Here is a 19,845-nt window from a genome sequence, read left to right as displayed (position 1 = left end):
TATGCGTCTTAAATGTGATTGTCCCTCGTTCCGCTTCCCTGACGTTGCGCCTGCGCCGGATCCTCCTTTCTATGCGCGTTCGACGTTGCCGTGGTCACGAGGGTGCCGCCCTGATCCCTGGGTCGGTCTCCACCGAGAGGTACGTGACCATTCATGCGACCGAGTACTTCCGTCCCTGAACCACGAACGCTGCTCCTGCCACTACTCGACACCCTGTTCTGGCTGCTCGCCGCGTTCGCGGCCTGCCGCCTGCACGGCGATGCCTTCGCCTCCCCCGCCGCGCTGACTGTGCTGGCCTGCGCCGGCGTCGCCGCGGTCGTCAGTCTGTGCCTGGGCTACTTGTGGCTGCTGACTTACCGCCGTCGTTACCCGGCCGGTTCCTTCGATGAGGCCACCGCCGTCGCCACCCAGTTCGGAGTGTCCGCCCTGGTCATGTTGGCCGTGGCGGCGATTTGGGGGGCCGTCAGCTCCACGCCGCTGCGTACGCTCACTCTTGCCGCCGTCTTCGCGCTGGCACTGCTGGCCGCGCTTACAGCCCGTTTCGCGGCCCGGCTGGTAACCACCTACCAGGCCTCCCAGTACTACCAGCGCATCGCCCGAGGCCAGGACCGTATCGTCGTGGTCGGTGCCGGCCGGGTGGGTCAGCAGATCATTCACCTGACCAAGTTCGACGCCGCCTCCCCCTTCATCCCGGTCGGTCTGGTCGACGACGACCCCGCCAAACGCAATCTGCGGATCCTGGGCGTGCCCGTGCGCGGCACCGTGGACGCTCTGATCGACGTGTGCGCGGAGGTTTCCGCCGCCACGGTGGTGATCGCCGTCGCCGACTTCCCCGCCGACCGGCTCAAGCTGGTCACCACCAGCTGCGCCGAGCACGGCATCCGGGTGCTGACGATCGTGCCGGTACGCCAACTGGCCCACCGCGCCCTACAGATCTCCGACATCCGGGAGATCGACCTGGCCGAGGTGCTCGGACGCCGCGAGATTCACACCGACGTCTCCCAAATCGCCGGCTACCTGTCCGGCCGCACCGTGCTGGTCACCGGCGCCGGCGGCTCGATCGGCTCGGAGTTGGCCAGGCAGATCCACCGTTTCGGTCCCAAGGAACTGGTGCTACTGGACCGGGATGAGTCGGCCCTGCACTCCGTGCAGCTGGACATCTACGGCAAGGGCCTGCTGGACACCCGCGACATGGTGCTGTGCGACATCCGCGACCGAGCTGCACTGGAAGCGGTCTTCGCCGAGCACCGCCCACAGGTGGTCTTCCACGCGGCGGCGCTCAAGCACCTGCCGATGCTGGAGATGTACCCGGAAGAGGGCTGGAAGACCAATGCGCTGGGATCACGCAATGTGATTGAGCTGGCCCGGCGCTACGACGTGCAGACGCTGGTCAACATCTCCACCGACAAGGCGGCCGACCCCACCTCGGTGCTGGGGCGTACCAAGTTGGCCGCCGAGCGCATGACGACGGCCACCGCCCTGTCCTGCGACCGCCGCTACGTCTCGGTGCGCTTCGGCAACGTGCTGGGCTCGCGCGGCTCCATGCTGTGGACCTTCAAACGGCAGATCGAGGCCGGCGGACCGGTCACGGTCACCCACCCGGACGTGGAGCGCTTCTTCATGACCATCCCCGAGGCCTGCCAGCTGGTGCTGCAGGCCGGGTCCTTCGGCCGTCCCGGCGACACCATGGTGCTGGACATGGGCGAGCCGGTGAAGATCGTGGACGTCGCCCGCCGGTTGATCGCCCAGTCCGGCAAGGACGTTCCGATCGAATACACCGGGTTGCGGCCCGGCGAGAAGCTCTCGGAGGATCTGGTAGCGCACTCCGAGCACGGTGAGCGCCCCTTCCACCCGCTGGTCAGCCACGTACGCGTGCAGCCGCAGCCGACGCCGCGGGTGGAGGAGCTGCACGCCTGGGCGGTAGGCGAAGACCCCCGGACGGAAGCCGCACCGGCCCGGCCCGACGGTGCCCGCACGCCGGCCGATGCCACCGCGGCGCCCGCCGGCACGACTCCCGGGATCGCCGTCGACCCCACCGCCACTGCCCTGCCGATTCCCGACTCCGCGGAGGCCCTGCGATGATCCCCTTCTCCCCGCCTACCTTGACCGAGGACGACATCGACGCGGTGGTGGAGGTGCTGCGCTCGGGCTGGATCACCTCCGGTCCCGTCGGCCGGCGCTTCGAGGAACAGCTGGCCCAGTGGGCCGGCACCTCCGGCGCGGTCGCACTCAGCTCCGCCACCGCCGCCCTGGAATTGGCGCTGCGCGCCGCGGGCGCCGGCCCGGGCGACGAGGTGGTGGTACCCGCCTACACCTACACGGCGTCGGCTCCGTGATCGACCACGTCGGCGCCCGGATCGTCATGGTCGACTCCGAACCCGGCTCCCCCTTCCCCAGCGTGGAGCGCATCGCCGCCGCGGTCACCGACCGCACGCGCGCGGTAATCACCGTCGACCTGGCCGGTATTCCCTTCGACTCGCGCCCGTTGACCGGGCTCCTGGCCGGACGGGGCCGGATCGACACCGGGCTGGGCGCCGCCCTGGAGCGACCGGTCATCATCTCCGACTCGGCGCACTCGCTGGGCGCGTCGCTGCAGGGCAGGCCCGCCGGCTCGCTGGCGGATCTGACCGCTTTCTCCTTCCACGCCGTCAAGAACCTCACGACGGCGGAGGGCGGGGCCCTGACGTGGCGCGCCGACCTGCCGACCGACCGCGAGGAACTGGCCCGCTGGGTGCGCACCTACTCGCTGCACGGGCAGACCAAGGACGCCCTGGCCAAGTCCCGCGGCGCCTCCTGGGAGTACGACGTGATCGCCCCCGCCTACAAGTGCAACCTGCCGGACACGCTAGCCGCCCTGGGGCTGTCCCAGCTGAATCGCTATGAGCAGAACCTGGACCGACGCCGCGAACTGCTGGCCCACTATGCGCAGGGTCTGGCCGACACCGGCGTGAAGCTGCTCGAGCACGACGCCGACGGCGTGGCCTCCTCCGGTCACCTGGCGATCGCCACGCTGCCGGTGCCCGGGGTCGCCGAGCGCAACCGAGTCATTCAGGAGCTGTATGCGGCGGGGGTGTCGGCGAACGTGCACTACAAGCCGCTGCCCTTGCTGACCGCCTACCGCGACCTCGGCTTCGACATTGCCGACTTCCCGAATGCCTACGCGTTCTACGCCCGGGAGCTGACCCTGCCGCTGCACCTGGCGCTCAGTGACGCAGATGTGGGCCGGGTGTGCACGGCATTGGCCGCCTCGCTACAGCGCTCCCCCCGCGACGCTGCGCGCAGCACCGCCTCCGCCGCCTGACAGCCGCCCGGCCCAAAACCGAAGGATGTGAACACTATGCAGGAACTGATGACGCTCGTGCGCCGCGGCCTGGTCTGGATCATCGCCCTGGGCGTTGTCGGCGGCGCCGCCGGGGCCGTGCTCGCCGCGAACACCGACCCCACCTACACCGCCAGCTCAATGGCTTACGTGCAGGTGAAAGTCGACCCGGAGGAGGGGATGACCGGCTACTCCTACGCCTCCACCGTCGCCAACTCCGCCACCGACGGCTTCCTGCCGGTGCTCGCCTCCCCCGCGGTCGCGCAGGACGTAATCGACGAGCTGGGCCTGAGCCAGTCCCCGACCGAGGTGGCCTCCTGGGTGTCTGCGACCCGGGTGACCGACTCCCCCGCGATTGAGATCCAGGTGTCGGCACCCTCACGCGAGGACGCCATCGCGGTGGCCGACGCCGTCGTCACCCATGCCTCCGACGACCTGGGGGCGCTGGCCGGGGATGACTACCCGGTCAGCCTCACCCTGCTCAGCTCGGCGCAGGTCGGCGCGGTCACGCAGACACCTTCACTGCTGCGTTACGCGGCCGTCGGCGTGGTCGTCGGCGTCATCGCCGGGTTGATCGTGGCCTTCGTTCTCGCCACCCGGCCCGCCCCCCGCCGGGGCCGGTCGGAATAGCCGCCGCGATCGGTCGTAGTCATCGGCGGTCGATGCGGCGTCGGCCATGGCGTCCCGCTCGGTCAGCGGCAGCCATGCGGCGGCCAGCGCCGCCGCATCGGGGCGGTTCAGCACTACAACCTGCGCCGCCGACGCGACAACGACTCCCTCGCGAGGCCCGAACCACGCCCCGTGACGTACACGACGACGTGCGGGGCCACAGCGGCCACGGCGTGAACCTGTGCCCACAGGGCCGCCGGATCGTGCGCGTCGTCGACCAGCAGCACCGTATCGGCCCACCGGTGGCTCGCCTCCGCTTGCGGCATGCCCGGCGCCGGCATGCGCAGACGCACGTCGATGCCCAGGCGGCGCAGCAGCCCCGCCGTCTCCAGCACGGTTGCGCGCACGCCGGCGGCTGTGGCCGCGCCGCCCGGCCACAGCACGTTGAAGGTGGCGCTCGCCCCGCTTCGGGAACCGCCCGCCTGCTCTGTATTCATCGGTTCTTGCTGCCCATCCACTTGGTTCAGGCCTCTCAGACTGGGGCCGGCATGAGCCTGGTTAGATCCGGAAGCACATCCTGCCATTGCGCAGTCCCATGCCCGCATCCGTCGCCCAGCCGAGCCGTGGTTGCATCCGGCTCGCAATGCAACGCGGAACCGGTTGCTCACCTCACATGGGCTCCCCGGGCGCTGGCGCAGGCGGGCCCGCCCGGCCGTGACAGAATCGGCTCCATGTCTGAGTCAGCCGCCGAATCCGCAGCGCCCACACCCGCCGCCCCGCCCCAGGGCCGCTTCCTGCCTTCCGAGCTCCACTCCCCCCAGGTGCCCGACAAGGTCAGCACCGACGGCCTGGAGGAGACCTGGAAGGAACGCTGGGAACGCGAGGATATCTACGCCTTCGATCGCAGCGCGCAGCGCCACGAGGTCTTCTCCATCGACACCCCGCCGCCGACCGTCTCCGGCTCCCTGCACGTGGGCCACGTGTTCTCCTACACGCACACCGACACGCTGGCGCGCTTCCACCGCATGCGCGGCAAGGCCGTCTTCTACCCCATGGGCTGGGACGACAACGGCCTGCCCACCGAGCGGCGCGTGCAGAACTACTTTGGGGTGCGCTGCGACCCCTCTCTGCCCTATGACCCCGACTTCACGCCCCCGCACACCGGTGGCGAGGGCAAGTCCATCAAGGCCCGCGACCAGGTGCCGATCTCGCGCCGCAACTTCGTGGAGCTGTGCGAGCGCCTGACCGCCCTGGACGAGGCCCAGTTCGAGGCCCTATGGCGCCACCTGGGGCTGAGCGTGGACTGGAAGCAGAACTACCAGACCATCGGCACGCGTGCCCGTAAGGTCGCCCAGACGGCGTTCCTGCGCAACCTGGCCCGCGGCGAGGCCTACCAGGCGCAGGCCCCGGGGCTGTGGGACGTCACCTTCGGTACCGCCGTCGCCCAGGCGGAGATCGAGTCGCGCGAGTACCCGGGCTTCTACCACCGCCTGGCCTTCCACGTCGTCGACCCCCAGGCCGCCGCCACCGCCGCCGCGGCCGGCGCCCCCATCGAGACCGGCCCGGGCGGCACCGCCGACGTGTGTATCGAGACCACCCGGCCGGAGCTGCTGGCCGCCTGCGTGGCCCTGGTCGCCCACCCCGACGACGCGCGCTACCAGCCCCTGTTCGGCACCACCGTCGCCTCCCCGGTATTCGGGGTCGAGGTCCCCGTGCTGCCGCACCCGGCGGCGGAGATGGACAAGGGTGCCGGCATCGCCATGTGCTGCACCTTCGGCGACACCACCGACATCGACTGGTGGCGGGACCTGAACCTGCCGCTGCGGGCCATCCTGCGCAAGGACGGGCGCATCGAGACCGAGACCCCGGGCTGGATCACCACCGAGGCCGGCCGCCGGGCCTACGCCGACATGGCCGGCAAGACCACCTACTCCGCCCGCCAGGTGATGGTGGAGGCCCTGACCGCCTCTGGCGAGATGCGTGGCGAGCCCACCAAGACCGTGCGCCAAACGAACTTCTTCGAGAAGGGTGACAAGCCGCTGGAGATCGTCACCTCCCGCCAGTGGTACATCCGCAACGGGGGCAAGGCCTGGACCAACCCGGCCTCGGGGAAGGACCTGGCGGCCGAGCTGCTGCAGCGCGGTCGGGAGCTGAACATCTACCCCGACTTCATGCGGGTGCGCTACGAGAACTGGGTGGGGGGCCTCAACAACGACTGGCTGATCTCCCGTCAGCGCTTCTTCGGCGTGCCCTTCCCGCTGTGGTACCGCGTGGGCGCGGACGGCGAGGTGGACTACGACGCCGTCATCACCCCCGATGAGTCCGCCCTGCCGGTGGACCCCTCCACCGACGTGCCCGCCGGTTACACCGAGGACCAGCGCGGCAAGCCCGGCGGGTTCGTGGGCGAGCTGGACATCATGGACACCTGGGCCACCTCCTCCCTGTCCCCGCAGCTGGCGTCCGGCTGGCTGACCGATGACGACCTGTTCTCCCGCGTCTACCCCATGGACCTGCGTCCGCAGGGGCAGGACATCATCCGCACCTGGCTGTTCACCTCGGTGGTGCGCGCGAACCTGGAGTTCGGCGCCCTGCCGTGGGCCAACGCGGGGCTGTCGGGCTGGATCCTGGACTCCGACCACAAGAAGATGTCCAAGTCCAAGGGCAATGTGGTCACCCCCATGGGGCTGCTGGAGCAGTACGGCTCCGACGCCGTGCGCTACTGGGCGGCCTCGGCCCGCCTGGGTCTGGACGCCGCCTTCGAGGAGACGCAGATCAAGATCGGCCGCCGCCTGGCCATCAAGCTGCTCAACGCCTCCAAGTTCGCCCTGTCCATGGGCATCCCCTGGGACGCCGACGCGGCCACCAAGGCGGCCGCCCCCGCCCCGAGCCTGGACGCGGCCGAGGTCACCGAGCCCATCGACCGGGCCCTCCTGGCGGCCCTGGCGGATGTGGTCGATCAGGCCACCACCGCCTTCGAGAGCTTCGAGCACTCCCGCGCGCTAGAGGCGACCGAGTCGCTGTTCTGGACCTTCTGCGACGACTACATCGAGCTGGTCAAGGACCGCGCCAACGACGCAGGCGCCTCCCACGACCCGGCCGCGGTGCGCAGCGCCCGAACCACCCTGGCCATCGCCGTAGACACCTTCGTGCGCCTGTTCGCGCCCTTCCTGCCCTTCGCCACCGAGGAGGTGTGGAGCTGGTACCGCACCGGCTCCGTGCACCGGGCCAGCTGGCCCGCCGCCGCGCCTCTGCGTGAGGCGGCCGGAGACGCGGACGCCGAGCTGGTCATCCACGCCGGTGCCGCCCTGGCGGCCCTGCGCAAGGTGAAGTCGGAGGCCAAGACCAGCCAGAAGACGCCGATCCTGGCGGTGACCCTGGCCGTGTCCGAGCAGGCCGGCCCCGCCGTCGAGACGGTGCGCGCCGACCTGGTCGAAGCCGCCAAGGTCACCGGTGAGCTCACGCTGACTCCGGCCGCCGAGGCCGCCGTGCCGGTGCAGGTGGTCGCGGTCGAGCTCGGGGAGCCCCCGGCCAAGCCCGCCAAGCGCCGCTGATCCGAACGCCGTCGGGCCCGGAGCCAACCGGGCGCGGCGGCGCTCTGGTACCGGGGCGGGGCGGCTTGAATGCGCGCAGTCAGCACCCGCTGGCGGTATGGTGAGGAGTCCATAACCGGAGCCGGGGCGCACCTGCCCCATCCCGTATCGTGGTGCGGAACCGGCCCGAGGAAGAAGAAGCCATGACCTCCACGCCCGTGGAACCCGCTCCCGAATCAGCGGGGGCGAACTCCGCCGATCCCGCCCTGCCCGGCGGCCGGCCGGGGCACGCCCTCGAATGGCAGGCACCCACGCTGATCCGCATTGACGAGCACACCACCATCCCCTCCATGCTTGAAGGCCGTGTGCGCCGCTCCGCCGGCCGCCCGCTGATCGCCCGCAAGCAGGAGATCGGCGAGGCCTGGCACTACCTCACCGCCCAGCAGTTCTACGACGACGTCGCCTCGGTGGCCGCCGGCCTGATCGGTATGGGACTCGAGCCCGGCGACCGGGTCGCCATCATGTCCCGCACCCGGTACGAGTGGACGCTGCTGGACTTCGCCTGCTGGACAGCGGCGCTCGTCCCCGTCCCCATCTACGAGACCAGTTCCGCCGAGCAGATCGCCTACGTGTTGTCCGACGCCAAGGCTCGCCTGGTGATCGCCGAGACCATCACCACCGCGGAACTGGTGCGTGCGGCCGCGGTCTCCCTGGACCAGGCCGGCCTGGAGGTCCTGTCGCTGGACACCGGCGCCCTGCACACCATCACCGAGGCCGGCCGGGACGTGTCCCGCGAACAGGTGCGCACGCGCACCGACTCCCTGACGACCGCCTCAATCGCCACCATCGTGTACACCTCCGGGACCACCGGCGCCCCCAAGGGGACGGTCCTGTCGCACGGGAACTTCACCGACCTGTGCTCCAATGCGCACCTGTGGATGCCGGAGATCGGCATGGGGCGGGACTCGCGGCTGCTGCTGTTCCTGCCGCTGGCGCACGTGTTCGCCCGTTTCCTGGAGGTCTTCCAGATCTCCGGTGAGGGGGTTATGGGGCACGTGCCCGACACCAAGAACCTGCTGTCGGATCTGGCCTCCTTCCGCCCCTCCTACCTGCTGGTGGTCCCCCGGGTGCTGGAGAAGATCTACAACTCCGCCGACGCCCAGGCGGGCAACGGCGGCGCCCGGCGGATTTTCCGCTGGGCCGCGAAGGTCGCCGTCGAATACTCCCAGGCGCAGGACACGCCGGCCGGTCCGTCACGCGCCCTGCGCGCTCAGCGCGCCGCGGCCGACCGGCTGGTCTACCAGCGCATCCGCACCCTGGTGGGTGGCAACGCCGACTGGATCATCTCCGGCGGCGCCCCGCTATCCCCACGCCTGGCCCACTTCTACCGGGGTCTGGGCATCCCCGTACTGGAGGGGTACGGGCTGACCGAGACGGTGGGGCCGATCGCGGTAAACACGCCGCGGCTGTCCAAGATCGGCACCGTCGGCCCGCCGCTGCCGCCGATGGCGGTGCGCATCTCCGCCGACGGCGAGATCCTGCTCAAGGGCCCGTCCGTGTTCCAGGGCTACCACCACGCCCCGGAGGCGACCGCCGCCGCATTCACCGACGACGGCTGGTTCCGCACCGGCGACCTGGGCTCGCTGGACCGGGACGGCTACGTGACCATCACCGGGCGCGCCAAGGACGTCATCGTCACCGCCGGCGGCAAGAACGTCTCGCCGGCGGCGCTGGAGGATTCCCTGCGCGGCCATCCTCTGATCAGCCAGGTGGTGGTGGTCGGCGAGCAGCGGCCGTTCGTGGCCGCCCTGATCACGCTGGATGCGGAAATGCTGCCGACCTGGCTGCGCACGCACGATCTGGAGCCGATGCCCGTGGCCGAGGCGGCCGTGCATCCGGAGGTGCTGGCGGCGCTGAACCGGGCCGTGGACCGCGCCAACAAGCACGTCTCCCGGGCCGAGTCGATCCGCAAGATCCGGGTGCTCACCAACGACTTCACCGAGGCCAACGGGTTGCTCACCCCGTCGCTGAAGGTACGCCGCAGCGCGGCCCTGAAGCGTTTCGCCGCCGACATCGACGCCATCTACGGCGGGCCGGCGGGCGTGCGGTCCTGACCCCGCACGCCCGGTGTCGGCGTGGCCCCGCCGCCCGTTGCCACGCCGTCGCCGACTGAGCTCGCCGCCTTCCACCCACGATTTGGAGATTGTCTCCAATACCGCCAGCCAGTTTCGTCGCTCCAATCCGCGCATGACCGGCGCTCCACCTGAAAGAATGTTGCAGTGGCTCCACAATCCTCCGCCCCCATGTCCACCGGCGTCCCCTCCGAGGCGGGCAGCCCGGCCGTCGTCGACGGCGTCGCCGTCAGTCCCCTGATCCAGGAGCCGGAATCGGATTGGACCGTCCCGTGGCTGCTGGCGGACCGCATTGCCCGTAAGCCCGACGCCACCCTGATCGAGCGCAAGACACAGCTGGGCAACGCGTGGGTCAAGGTGACCGCCCGTGCCTTCGGTGAGGATGTAGCCCGGGTCGCCTCCGGGCTGATCGGCCTGGGACTAGAGCCCGGCGCCGCGGTGGGTATCATGGCCCACACCTCATACGAGTGGACGCTGCTGGACATGGCGATCGCCCGCGCCGGATTGGTGTCGGTGCCGATCTATGAGACGGACTCCGCCGAGCAGGTGGAGTGGATTCTGGCCGACGCCGACGTCCGGCTGGTGGTAACCGAAAGCGCCGTCCTGGCGGAGCTTGTGCGGGGGGCCGCCGCCGCCTACACGGCCGCCCACCCCGGGGCGGCGGTGCAGGTGCTGTCCCTGGACCACGACGCGATCGCCACGATCGTCGAGGCCGGTCGGGAGGTGCCTCGGGAGGAGCTGGCTTCCCGCTCGGCCGCACTGACCTGCGACGACGTCTACTCGATCATCTACACCTCCGGCACCACCGGCCGCCCCAAGGGCGTGGAGATCACCCACCGACAGGCCGCCGGCCTGGGCTGGAACGGGGTGCGCTGGATCCCGGAGCTGCTCAACTCCCCCGACACGCGTCTGCTGCTGTTCCTGCCCCTGGCGCACGCCTACGCGCGCTTCCTACAGTTGCTGGCCATCGCCGGCAACGGCGTACTCGGCCACACCCCCGACGTCAAGACCCTGCTGCCCGACCTGCAGGCTTCGCCCCCTCCTACGTGCTGGCGGTGCCACGGGTAATGGAGAAGATCTACAACGCCGCCGACGCCAAGGCCGGCTCCGGCGTCAAGCTGCGGACCTTCCGCTGGGCGGCGAAGGTGGCGATCGCCTATTCCCGGGCCCTGGACACCCCCGCGGGCCCCTCCCGGCAGTTGCGGGCCGCACATGCCTGGCAGACCAGCTGGTCTACCGCACCATCCGCTCTCTCCTGGGCCCCAACGCCCACTACGCCATCTCCGGCGGCGGGCCGCTGGGCGAGCGGCTGGGGCACTTCTACCGGGGTATCGGCCTGGTCATCCTGGAGGGCTACGGCCTGACCGAGACGATTGGCCCGTCCTCCGTGAACCTGGACATCCGTAACAAGATCGGCACCGTCGGGCCGCCCGTGTGCGGCAACCGGGTGCGCGTCGGCGAAGACGGCGAGCTCGAGGTCACCGGCCTGGGCGTGTTCTCCCGCTACCACAACAACCCGGAGGCGACCGCTGAGGCCTTCACCGCCGACGGCTGGTTCCGCACCGGCGACATCGGTTCCATCGACGCCGATGGCTGGGTGCGCATCACCGGCCGCAAGAAGGAGTTGATCGTCACCGCGGGCGGCAAGAACGTCTCCCCCAACATCCTGGAGGACCGGCTGCGCGGGCACCCGCTGGTCAGCCAGGTGCTGGTGATCGGCGACGGCGAGCCCTTCATCTCCGCCCTGGTCACCCTGGACAAGGAGATGCTGCCGCAGTGGCTGGCCAACCACAACCTGCCGGAGATGGACGTGACCACCGCCGCCGCTCACCCGCAGGTGCTGGCCGCCCTGGACCGGGCAGTGGCACGCACCAACCGGGCGGTCTCCCGAGCCGAGTCGATCCGCACCTACCGGGTGCTCACCTCCGACTTCACCGAGGCCAACGGGCTGCTGACCCCCTCCCTGAAGGTCAAGCGCAGTCTGGTGATGGAGACCTACGCGGACGCCATCGCCGAGATCTACTCCACCACTAAGAAGGGGCCGCAGGAGTGACTCAGGAAACCGCCGACACCGAAGTCGGCACAGAAGCCGATACACAAGCCAGCACGGTCGGCTCCGCCGTGCCCCCGCACGAGCGGTCGACGCCGCTGCTGGTGCCGCTGCACGCCGCCATGACGGCGCCGTGGGCGCTGGCCGAGCGGGTGCGTACCAACCCCACCGGGGCGCTGATCGCCCGTAAGTCCTCTGTGGGCGGGCGCTGGCGCGATATGTCCGCGCAGGCCTTCCGCGACCAGGTGCGGGAGGTGGCCTCCGGGCTCGTGGCCCTAGGCCTTGAGCCGGGCGACGCGCTCGGCATCATGGCGCATACCTGCTACGAGTGGACGCTGCTGGACTTCGCCGCCTGGGAGGCCGGGCTCGTCGTCGTACCCATCTACGAGACCTCCTCCGCGGAGCAGGCCCGCTGGATCCTCACCGACGCCTCCGTGCGGCTGGTGGTCGTCGAGGACCAGCCCATGGAGACCATGCTGACGGCGCTCGCCGCGCAGGACCCGGCACTGGCGGAGCTGAAGGTGCTGAGCCTGGCGCGTGAGGCCATTACCGAGCTCATCGCCGCCGGCAAGAATGTGCGCGCGGCCGAGCTGGACACCCGCGCCGCCCACCTGACCAGCACCGACCTGGCCACCATCGTCTACACCTCGGGTACCACCGGCCGCCCCAAGGGGGCTGAGCTCACCCACGGCAACCTGGTTCACCTGTGCGTCAACGCCTGCGCCCACGTGCCGGAGGTGCTGGAGGCGCCCGGGACCCGCACGCTGCTGTTCCTCCCGCTGGCGCATGTGCTGGGCCGGTTCGTTGAGATGGCGGTCGTGTGCTCCTCGGCCGGGGTGCTGGGGCATGCCCCCAACGTGAAGAACCTGGTCACCGACCTGGCCTCCTTCCGCCCCACCTTCGTGCCCGCGGTGCCGCGCGTGTTCGAGAAGATCTACAACGCCGCCGACGCCCGGGCCACCGGCGCCAAGCAGAAGGTGTTCCGCCTGGCCGCCAAGACGGCGATCGCCTATTCGCGTGCCCTGGACACCCCCGCGGGGCCGAGCCGCGGCCTGCGCGCCCAGCGGGCCGCCTTCGACCGGCTGGTGTTCTCCACCCTGCGCAGCCTGCTGGGCGGTAACGTCACCCACGTCATCTCCGGCGGCGGCCCCCTGGGTGAACGGCTGGGCCACTTCTACCGCGGCGCCGGCGTGACGGTGCTGGAGGCTACGGGCTCACGGAGACCTCCGCCCCCTGCACCGTCAACCTGCCCGGCGCCGTCCGCATCGGCTCGGTGGGCCTGCCCCTGCCGGGCACCGCCGTCCGCCTGGATGACGACGGCGAGGTGCTGATTAGCGGCATCGGCGTGTTCCGCGGCTACCACAACAACCCCGAGGCCACGGCCGAGCCTTCGTGACGCTGCCCGACGCCGCCGCGGGCCCGGGCGCAGAGGTCGCGGGTGCCCCGGGCGCGGACGGCACCCGGTGGCTGCGCAGCGGGGACATCGGCAGCCTGGACGCCGACGGCTTCCTGCACATCACCGGCCGCAAGAAGGAGTTGATCGTCACCGCGGGCGGCAAGAACGTTGCGCCCGCGGTGCTTGAGGATCGGCTGCGCGGGCACCCGCTGGTCAGCCAGGTGCTGGTGGTCGGGGAGAACCGGCCCTGCATCGGCGCCCTGGTCACGCTGGATGCCGAGATGCTGCCGCTGTGGCTGTCCAGCCACGGCCTGCCGGACATGGACCCGATCGACGCCGCGCGTGACCCGCGCGTGCGCGCCGCGCTGGAGCGGGCCGTGGCCCGCGCCAACGAGGCGGTCTCCCGGGCCGAGTCCATCCGCACCTTCACGGTGCTGCCGGGCGACTTCACCGAGCCAACGGGCTGCTGACCCCTTCGCTCAAGGTGCGCCGCGCCGAGGCCACCAAGCGCTTCGCCAAGGAGATCGACGAGCTGTACACGCGAGTGTGACCATCACAGGACTGCTGTGACGCAATCGCGCCATTCACACCAATCAGTTAGCTCTCACATTTTGTACAGCATTGCTAGCCTGACGTCATGACAGCACCTCCCCCGCTGCCTCCGCCTCCCCCGCCGCCTGCCGACCAGGACCGCGTTGCTGCGGAATGTCCCAACACCCCACTGGCCGAACTCGCCCGCATCGCCGCCAACCGGCCAGACCTCCACCCACTACTAGCAGTCAACCCCTCAACCTACCCAGAGCTACTCACCTGGCTAAGCCATTCAACCGACCCTGCCGTACAGCAAGCCCTACAACAACGAAGCGCCCAAACCAACCCCAACACCACGCGACTCGTACCAGGACAGCGCCCTCCCTCCGCGCCTGCGCTACCTAATTTCGTCGGCAACCGAACCCGGTACGAGTCATCACCAGCAAGCGACGCTCAGGAATCGGCCTCCTTCGCGTCAGATCGTGGGACCATTGCCGCGGCAACGCCGAACGCCGTTCCGCCCCGCCGCAACCGAAAGCCCCGCATCATTGCTGCGGCCATAGCCGTCATCGCCCTCACAGCCGCGGCCATCGGCATCCACACCACCATCTGTTCTGACGGCGACGACACGCCGTCGGTCTCTCGAACAAACGCAAACACTCAAAGCACCTTGTTGTCACCCGCATGGGCGAGCGGTGCGCATGAGGAATGGATGATTGACATCGACCCATATGACAATTTTTGGGTAAGTGCAGATGGTAGTCAGCTGATAATTGCACATGCCACGGTTCCCGACGATCCATACTCATATCCATCGAGCGATAGTATCTCTCAGGTAACCGCATACGACATTTCTACCGGCGCACCAGTGGAACAGTGGCACACCGACCTTGATCAGCCTCCGCATGCACTGTTACTTTCGTTTTTTGCGATACCTAAGGATACTGGGGAGGTTATGTCGTCGTAGGCGACGTTTTGCTGGATGCTAATGACGGAACACCAACGTACGCACCCTGGAAAGAGTTAGGTAGTTCGATCAGAATAGTTGAAGACATCGCTCTCACATGCACTGATGAGGGGCATTGTATTGGTTGGACCTCATCCGACATCACCTCCCAACTATGGTCATCCTCGTCGTCATATCCTGGAGATAATGCCACGATAATGGCGAGCAGCAGCGTTGCCGAATGGGGAAACAGAACAATCGTGAAAACAAACAGTCGAGAGGCCGTCTATGCTGATACCGGAGAAATCATAGACCTTGGCGGCAGCAATTCAGGCCTGCTAGCAGATGGCTGGTTCTATTACGAAGACGGAATCTACACGATCATGTCCACTGACAGAGAAGTAGTCGCGACGTTTGACGGCGACCTCCCGTCGAATCAGGCCGTTCGACCACTCAGCCCTGTATCGCAGTGGAGCGGGGACCAACTGCGCTCAGTAATAGTTGATCACAACGCGTCTTGGGCGGACACTTGGATTGAGACAATCGACGGTGAGACCCACCGGGAGGCAGGCTCATTCACTCTACACAACGGCACCACCGCCTGGACGGGAGCCGAAGGCAGCCGATATATTGGCGCTCTCGGAATAGAAGGGGAATCGGGCGCCCTGTCTACGAACGAAGAGCTTTTCATCTATTACTCTGCAGGAAGCAATAATAAGGCTCCCGACATTTACGATATCTTTCCGATCGACGGCTCAGAAGTTCTCATAAACCAAGCAGTATTACCGGACGCCCGCGGTTATCTGGCGTCACCCGATCTGCTTGTTACATGGTCTGACAATGGCCAATGGGAGCTTGTGGCATATACCCCTCTGAGCAACTGAAAGCTGTCCACGATGCATAATCGTTCGCTCCTCATGTCCAAGCGTGTACATCATTAAGCCTTTCTCATCCGAGGAGGCCGTTGTTCAGGTTGGATGATCAGGGCGATGGCGGCGATGCTGGTAATTGTGGCTCAGGGGCTCGGCAGCGCGTGGCCGACAAGACCAGCGAGATACCGGCCCTGAAACAGCTGCTGGCACCATATGACCTCACCGGCGCCGTAATCACCGCCGACGCGTTGCACACCCAGACCGGCACAGCCGAATGGATGCGTGACCGGGGCGCCCACTATGTGCTGACGGTCAAGAACAGCCAACCAGTCCCAGAGTGAAGTTGAAGGCCCTGCCCTGGGCCAACGACCCCGCCGTCACCGGTGTGGACACCTCCCATGGGCGGCGGGTGCGCCGCACCATTAAAGCCGTCCAGGCTCCGGCGTGGGTCGAGTTTTCTGGCGCCGCCCAGGTCCTCCAAGCACGCCGCACCCGCACACCCACACCGGTCAGAAGAGGAAGTCCAAGCGCACCACCGAGGTGGTCTACCCGGTCTGTTCCATACCGCCCGAGCAGGACCCGCCTGAGACCGTTGCCGCCTGGACCCGCGGGCACTGGGCGATCGAGAATCGTGTTTACCGGGTACGCGACGTCACCTATGACGAGGACCGCCACCAGCTGCGCACCGGCTCCGGCCCGCAGGTGATGGCACCCTGCGTAACCTGGCCATAAGCCTTATCCGCACCATCTACAGCGAGCCCACCACCACCGGCATCGCCTCAGCCAACTGTGCCATGACGCGAAGACCCGCCAAAGCCATCAAACCCGGGACGATTCGGACCCGGAACTGGCTCATGACGGGTGTGTTCCGTCGTCTGCTTCAGGCCGGGTTGCAGGACCTGGTGGATGCCGAGGCGTCTGCGGTGATCGGCGCCGATAGGTATGAGCGCACCCAGGAGCGGCGTACACGCCGTAACGGCACGAGGGCTAAGAAGCTGGCGACCACCGCCGGGGAGGCTGGGCCTGGCGATCCCCAAACTGCGGCAGGGCTCGTTCTTTCCCTCCCTGCTGTCCCCGCGCAAACGGGTGGGGCAAGGCCCAGGTGCGCAGTGATCTGCCAGGCCTGGACCCGTGGGGGTGTCCACCCGGAAGGTCGACGATCTGGTCAAGGCGCTGGGTAATGAGTCGGGGATCTGACAGGGCGACCGTCTCCCGGGTGTGCAAGGACATCGACGAGGGCGTGCACGAGTTCCTGTCCCGACCGTTGGATCACAGCTGGTTCCCCCACTGCCTGTTCGTGGACGCCACCTACGTGGATGTGAGGCTGGGCCACCGGGTCGTCTCCCAAGCCCTAGTAGTAGCCACCGGCGTGTCGGCCCAGGGTAGGAGACAGATCCTGGGCACGGGGCGTGGGCGACGGGCGAGACCACGGACTTTCGGGGTCACCGTTCCTGCGGTCCTTGCGCGAGCGCGGCCTGAAAGCCCCTACCGACCAGGAACCACAGGGGGTGGTGCTGGCAACCAGCGACGCCCACTCGGGAATCAAGAACGCTGTAAAAGCCATCCTGCCGGGCGCCTCGTGGCAGCGGTGCCGGGAGCCTGTTCGCCCGCAACATCGGTCTCCAAGCTCGGCCCGGCCCGCTCTAAGCCCGCGGGCGCCCTGAGCTCCACCGGTCTTCGCCCAGACCACCCGTGAGGCTGTGGTCGCCACCTATAAGCAGGTCGCAGCCTCCCTGCGCTCCTCGTTCCCTGAGATAGCCCAGATGCTGGCCGAGGCCGAGCCGGACCTGACCGCGTTCGCCGCCTTCCCCCGCGGGCACTGGCAGAAGATCTGGACGGGCAACCCCATCGAGCGGCTCAACCGTGAGACCGGGCGCCGCACGGATGTGGTCCAGGACTCTTGCCCGACCGCGACAGCGTGACCCGCCTGGTCGGTGCGGTCTTGCAGGAGCAGCACGAGCAATGGCAGTACGGCCAGCGCCGCTACCTATCCGAAACCTCACTGCGCCACCTCACCCGGATCCTCCACGAACAAGCCGAAACCACCCACCCCATCATCGCCATCACCACCCAGAACATTTACACCACACCAAGAGACTTGACCCGACCTTGGTGACATTCCACGACCTTGGTGTACGTTGCACGACCACCCCGGGGTCGTGCAGTACGCACCAAGGTCGTGGAACGCGGCACCGGGTCGTGCAACACACACATAGGGGCAAGGTGAGCGTCACCACCACCCCGCACGTAACGGGTAATCGGCGCGAACGTGGTGCTTCAGACCGGCGCGTCCCGGTGTTCCAACTGGTTCGTCCGCCCCCAACCCCTGTAGGCCCCGGGCCTGCTTCTGAGGTGAGACAGCGATTCCCGCGGGTCCACGCTCATGGCGGCCTACACGTCGACGACTCGTTAAGCACAACAACAGGTTCGTCAGGTAGCAGCAACGATTCGCTAGGAACAGCGACGATTCGCGCGTCTACCCCACGAACCGTCGCAACAAGTGGCGAAGAACACACGAACCGTCAGACGAACGCACGAAAGTCGCGTCTGATCCACCCACCGTGCAGGCCCGGATCCGCATCATGTGTAACCCGATGACCACCACCTACAGCCCACAACACCCTCAAGCATGAAGAACTCCGGATGCCGCCGTCAGCCTATCGGTTCTGCACCCCACGAAAGGCGCATGGGAGCCGCAAAGGCTCTCACTCACCCGCTTCCTTACCGTCCCGGATGGCCTCGTGGTGCCGGATCACCTCGGCCACGATGAAGGCGAAGAACTTCTCGGCGAACACCGGGTCCAGGCCCGCCTCCTCCGCCAGCGCCCGCAAGCGAGCGATCTGCTGCTCCTCGCGGGCCGGGTCCGAGGGCGGCAGGTGTAGGTCCGCCTTGAGGCGGCCCACCTGCCGGGTGCAGCGGAAGCGCTCGGCCAGCAGGTGGATGAGGGCGGCGTCGAGGTTGTCGATGGTGGCGCGGTAGGCGGCCAACTGCGGCGGCACCGCGGCGGGGGCACCCGCCGACGACTCCGGCTCGGTCTTCGTCCCGGCGAGGCCCGTGAGGTCCGCCCCCGCGGCCGACAGTCGACTGCTCATGCGGTACGGGTCCTGCCCTTGGAGGTGGCCGAGAGGGTGCCACTGCCGCGCTCGTAGCGGGGGCTGCCGGTACCGCGCACGGCGTCGGCGTCGACGACGACGCGCCCGACCTCCGGCATGGAGGGCACCTCGAACATGGCCTGCCCGAGCACTTCCTCCACGATGCTGGTCAACCCGCGGGCGCCGGTCTTGCGCTCCAGCGCGAGGGAGGCGATGGCGCGGATGGCCTCATCGGTCAGCTCCAGTTCCACACCGTCGAGGCTGAACAGGTACTTGTACTGGGTCAGCAGGGCGTTCTTCGGTTCGGTCAGCACCCGCACCAACTCCTCCACGCCCAGGTCGTGCACGGTGGCGATCACCGGCAGCCGGCCGATGAACTCGGGGATGAGCCCGAACTTGTGCAGGTCCTCCGGGCGCACCGGAGTGGCGAACACGTCCTCGCCCTGGTCCTTGGCGAGGGTGGCGCCGAAGCCCACGTTCTGCGCGCCGGCCTCGCGGCGGCGGCGCTGGCGGACGATCTCCTCGATGCCGGAGAAGGCGCCGGCGGCGATGAACAGGATGTTCGTGGTGTCGATCTCCAGGAATTCCTGGTGGGGGTGCTTGCGGCCGCCCCCCGGCGGCACGGAGGCGGTGGTGCCCTCGATGATCTTCAGCAGGGCCTGCTGCACGCCCTCCCCGGAGACGTCGCGGGTGATCGACGGGTTATCGGCCTTACGGCCGATCTTGTCGATCTCGTCGATGTAGATGATCCCCTTCTCGGCGCGCTTGACGTCGCCGTCGGCAGCTGGATGAGTTTGAGGAGGATGTTCTCCACGTCCTCCCCCACGTAGCCGGCCTCCGTCAGGGCGGTGGCGTCGACGATGGCGAAGGGCACGTCCAGCAGCCGGGCCAGGGTGCGGGCCAGGTGCGTCTTGCCGGTACCGGTGGGGCCCAGCAGCAGGATGTTGGACTTGCCCAACTCCAGCCCGTCCCCCTCGGCGACGGCGCGCTCACGCATCTGCACGCGCTTATAGTGGTTGTACACGGCCACGCTCATAGCGCGCTTGGCGTCCTCCTGGCCGATGACGTACTGGTTGAGGAAGTCGAAGATCTCCTGCGGTTTGGGCAGTTCGAGCGGGACACCGGAGCCGGAGGCGCCCAGTTCCTCATCAATGATCTCGTTGCACAGCTCGATACACTCATCGCAGATGTAGACGCCGGGTCCCGCGATGAGCTTCTTGACCTGCTTCTGACTCTTGCCGCAGAAGGAGCACTTGAGAAGGTCGACGCTCTCAGCGCTGCGTGCCACCTGGATTCCCTCCCGTTTTCGGGTGCGCCCGCCAGCTGCGGACACCGTCCCAGCCTACGGGCAGCAGGCCGCAACGGCTA

The 19,845-nt window shown here is 68.3% G+C and carries 12 protein-coding genes and 6 pseudogenes; 15 read left to right on the top strand and 3 right to left on the bottom strand.

Features of this window, described 5'->3' with window-relative positions; genetic code table 11:
* Nucleotides 1-153: 153 nt before the first annotated feature.
* The 3 genes and pseudogenes from BW737_RS10400 to BW737_RS10390 all read left to right on the top strand — a co-directional run bounded on the left by BW737_RS10400 (nucleotide 154) and on the right by BW737_RS10390 (nucleotide 3,949).
* Nucleotides 154-2,082, top strand: coding sequence for a polysaccharide biosynthesis protein (locus BW737_RS10400; RefSeq protein WP_086614338.1), 1,929 nt, complete (start codon nucleotides 154-156; stop codon nucleotides 2,080-2,082).
* Nucleotides 2,079-3,301: pseudogene (locus tag BW737_RS10395) on the top strand (DegT/DnrJ/EryC1/StrS family aminotransferase). Before BW737_RS10400 ends, BW737_RS10395 begins: the two are co-directional and overlap by 4 nt.
* Nucleotides 3,302-3,337: 36 nt before the next feature.
* Nucleotides 3,338-3,949, top strand: a complete 612-nt coding sequence (locus BW737_RS10390) for a Wzz/FepE/Etk N-terminal domain-containing protein (RefSeq protein WP_086614339.1) — start codon at nucleotides 3,338-3,340, stop codon at nucleotides 3,947-3,949.
* A 113-nt stretch (nucleotides 3,950-4,062) separates the two neighbouring features.
* Here BW737_RS10390 and BW737_RS10385 read toward each other — a convergent pair whose 3' ends face one another.
* Entirely contained in the window at nucleotides 4,063-4,425 is a 363-nt protein-coding gene (locus BW737_RS10385) for a hypothetical protein (protein WP_086614340.1), read from the bottom strand.
* A 234-nt stretch (nucleotides 4,426-4,659) separates the two neighbouring features.
* On the opposite strand from BW737_RS10385, the gene valS reads away from it, so the two are divergent.
* The 12 genes and pseudogenes from valS to BW737_RS19985 all read left to right on the top strand — a co-directional run bounded on the left by valS (nucleotide 4,660) and on the right by BW737_RS19985 (nucleotide 17,501).
* Entirely contained in the window at nucleotides 4,660-7,479 is a 2,820-nt protein-coding gene (gene valS / locus BW737_RS10380; RefSeq protein WP_086614341.1) for a valine--tRNA ligase, read from the top strand.
* A gap of 182 nt (nucleotides 7,480-7,661) precedes the next feature.
* Nucleotides 7,662-9,572 carry an AMP-dependent synthetase/ligase gene (locus tag BW737_RS10375; protein ID WP_086614342.1) on the top strand — a complete coding sequence of 637 codons (1,911 nt, stop codon included), beginning with the start codon at nucleotides 7,662-7,664 and terminating at the stop codon, nucleotides 9,570-9,572.
* Between the two features lie 189 nt (nucleotides 9,573-9,761).
* Nucleotides 9,762-11,643 (top strand): annotated as a pseudogene (locus tag BW737_RS10370) (AMP-dependent synthetase/ligase).
* Nucleotides 11,644-11,762: 119 nt separating this feature from the next.
* Nucleotides 11,763-13,586, top strand: a pseudogene (locus BW737_RS10365) (AMP-dependent synthetase/ligase).
* An 87-nt stretch (nucleotides 13,587-13,673) separates the two neighbouring features.
* On the top strand, nucleotides 13,674-14,534 hold the full coding sequence (locus BW737_RS20230) for a variant leucine-rich repeat-containing protein (RefSeq protein WP_476723623.1): 861 nt from the start codon (nucleotides 13,674-13,676) through the stop codon (nucleotides 14,532-14,534).
* A 197-nt stretch (nucleotides 14,535-14,731) separates the two neighbouring features.
* Nucleotides 14,732-15,397 (top strand): hypothetical protein, encoded by a 666-nt coding sequence (locus BW737_RS15750; protein WP_143233372.1) that lies wholly within the window; start codon nucleotides 14,732-14,734, stop codon nucleotides 15,395-15,397.
* 149 nt (nucleotides 15,398-15,546) lie between these two features.
* On the top strand, nucleotides 15,547-15,726 hold the full coding sequence (locus tag BW737_RS10355) for a transposase (RefSeq protein WP_086614344.1): 180 nt from the start codon (nucleotides 15,547-15,549) through the stop codon (nucleotides 15,724-15,726).
* Between the two features lie 103 nt (nucleotides 15,727-15,829).
* Nucleotides 15,830-16,117, top strand: a complete 288-nt coding sequence (locus BW737_RS10350) for a transposase (protein WP_143233370.1) — start codon at nucleotides 15,830-15,832, stop codon at nucleotides 16,115-16,117.
* Nucleotides 16,118-16,179: 62 nt separating this feature from the next.
* Nucleotides 16,180-16,566 (top strand): transposase, encoded by a 387-nt coding sequence (locus tag BW737_RS20000; RefSeq protein WP_420835738.1) that lies wholly within the window; start codon nucleotides 16,180-16,182, stop codon nucleotides 16,564-16,566.
* A pseudogene (locus tag BW737_RS19995) lies at nucleotides 16,566-16,778 on the top strand (transposase); the annotation flags it as partial. The gene BW737_RS20000 and the pseudogene BW737_RS19995, both read left to right, overlap by 1 nt.
* Before the next feature lie 16 nt (nucleotides 16,779-16,794).
* A pseudogene (locus BW737_RS19990) lies at nucleotides 16,795-17,307 on the top strand (transposase).
* The gene (locus tag BW737_RS19985; protein ID WP_218961888.1) at nucleotides 17,304-17,501 is read left to right on the top strand and encodes a hypothetical protein; all 198 of its coding nucleotides are present in this window, start codon (nucleotides 17,304-17,306) and stop codon (nucleotides 17,499-17,501) included. The pseudogene BW737_RS19990 and the gene BW737_RS19985 overlap by 4 nt, the downstream one beginning before the upstream one ends.
* A gap of 589 nt (nucleotides 17,502-18,090) precedes the next feature.
* Here BW737_RS19985 and BW737_RS10340 read toward each other — a convergent pair.
* Complete coding sequence (locus tag BW737_RS10340) at nucleotides 18,091-18,477, bottom strand: chorismate mutase (RefSeq protein WP_086614346.1); 387 nt, start codon at nucleotides 18,475-18,477, stop codon at nucleotides 18,091-18,093.
* Nucleotides 18,474-19,765 (bottom strand): annotated as a pseudogene (gene clpX / locus BW737_RS10335) (ATP-dependent Clp protease ATP-binding subunit ClpX). The gene BW737_RS10340 and the pseudogene clpX overlap by 4 nt, the downstream one beginning before the upstream one ends.
* Nucleotides 19,766-19,845: the final 80 nt, after the last annotated feature.

The sequence above is a fragment of the Actinomyces ruminis genome (genome assembly GCF_002154335.2).
Classification (GTDB): domain Bacteria; phylum Actinomycetota; class Actinomycetes; order Actinomycetales; family Actinomycetaceae; genus Actinomyces; species Actinomyces ruminis.
The sequence above is the reverse complement of the archived record's forward strand: the minus strand, read 5'-3'. Positions and strand labels throughout refer to the sequence as shown.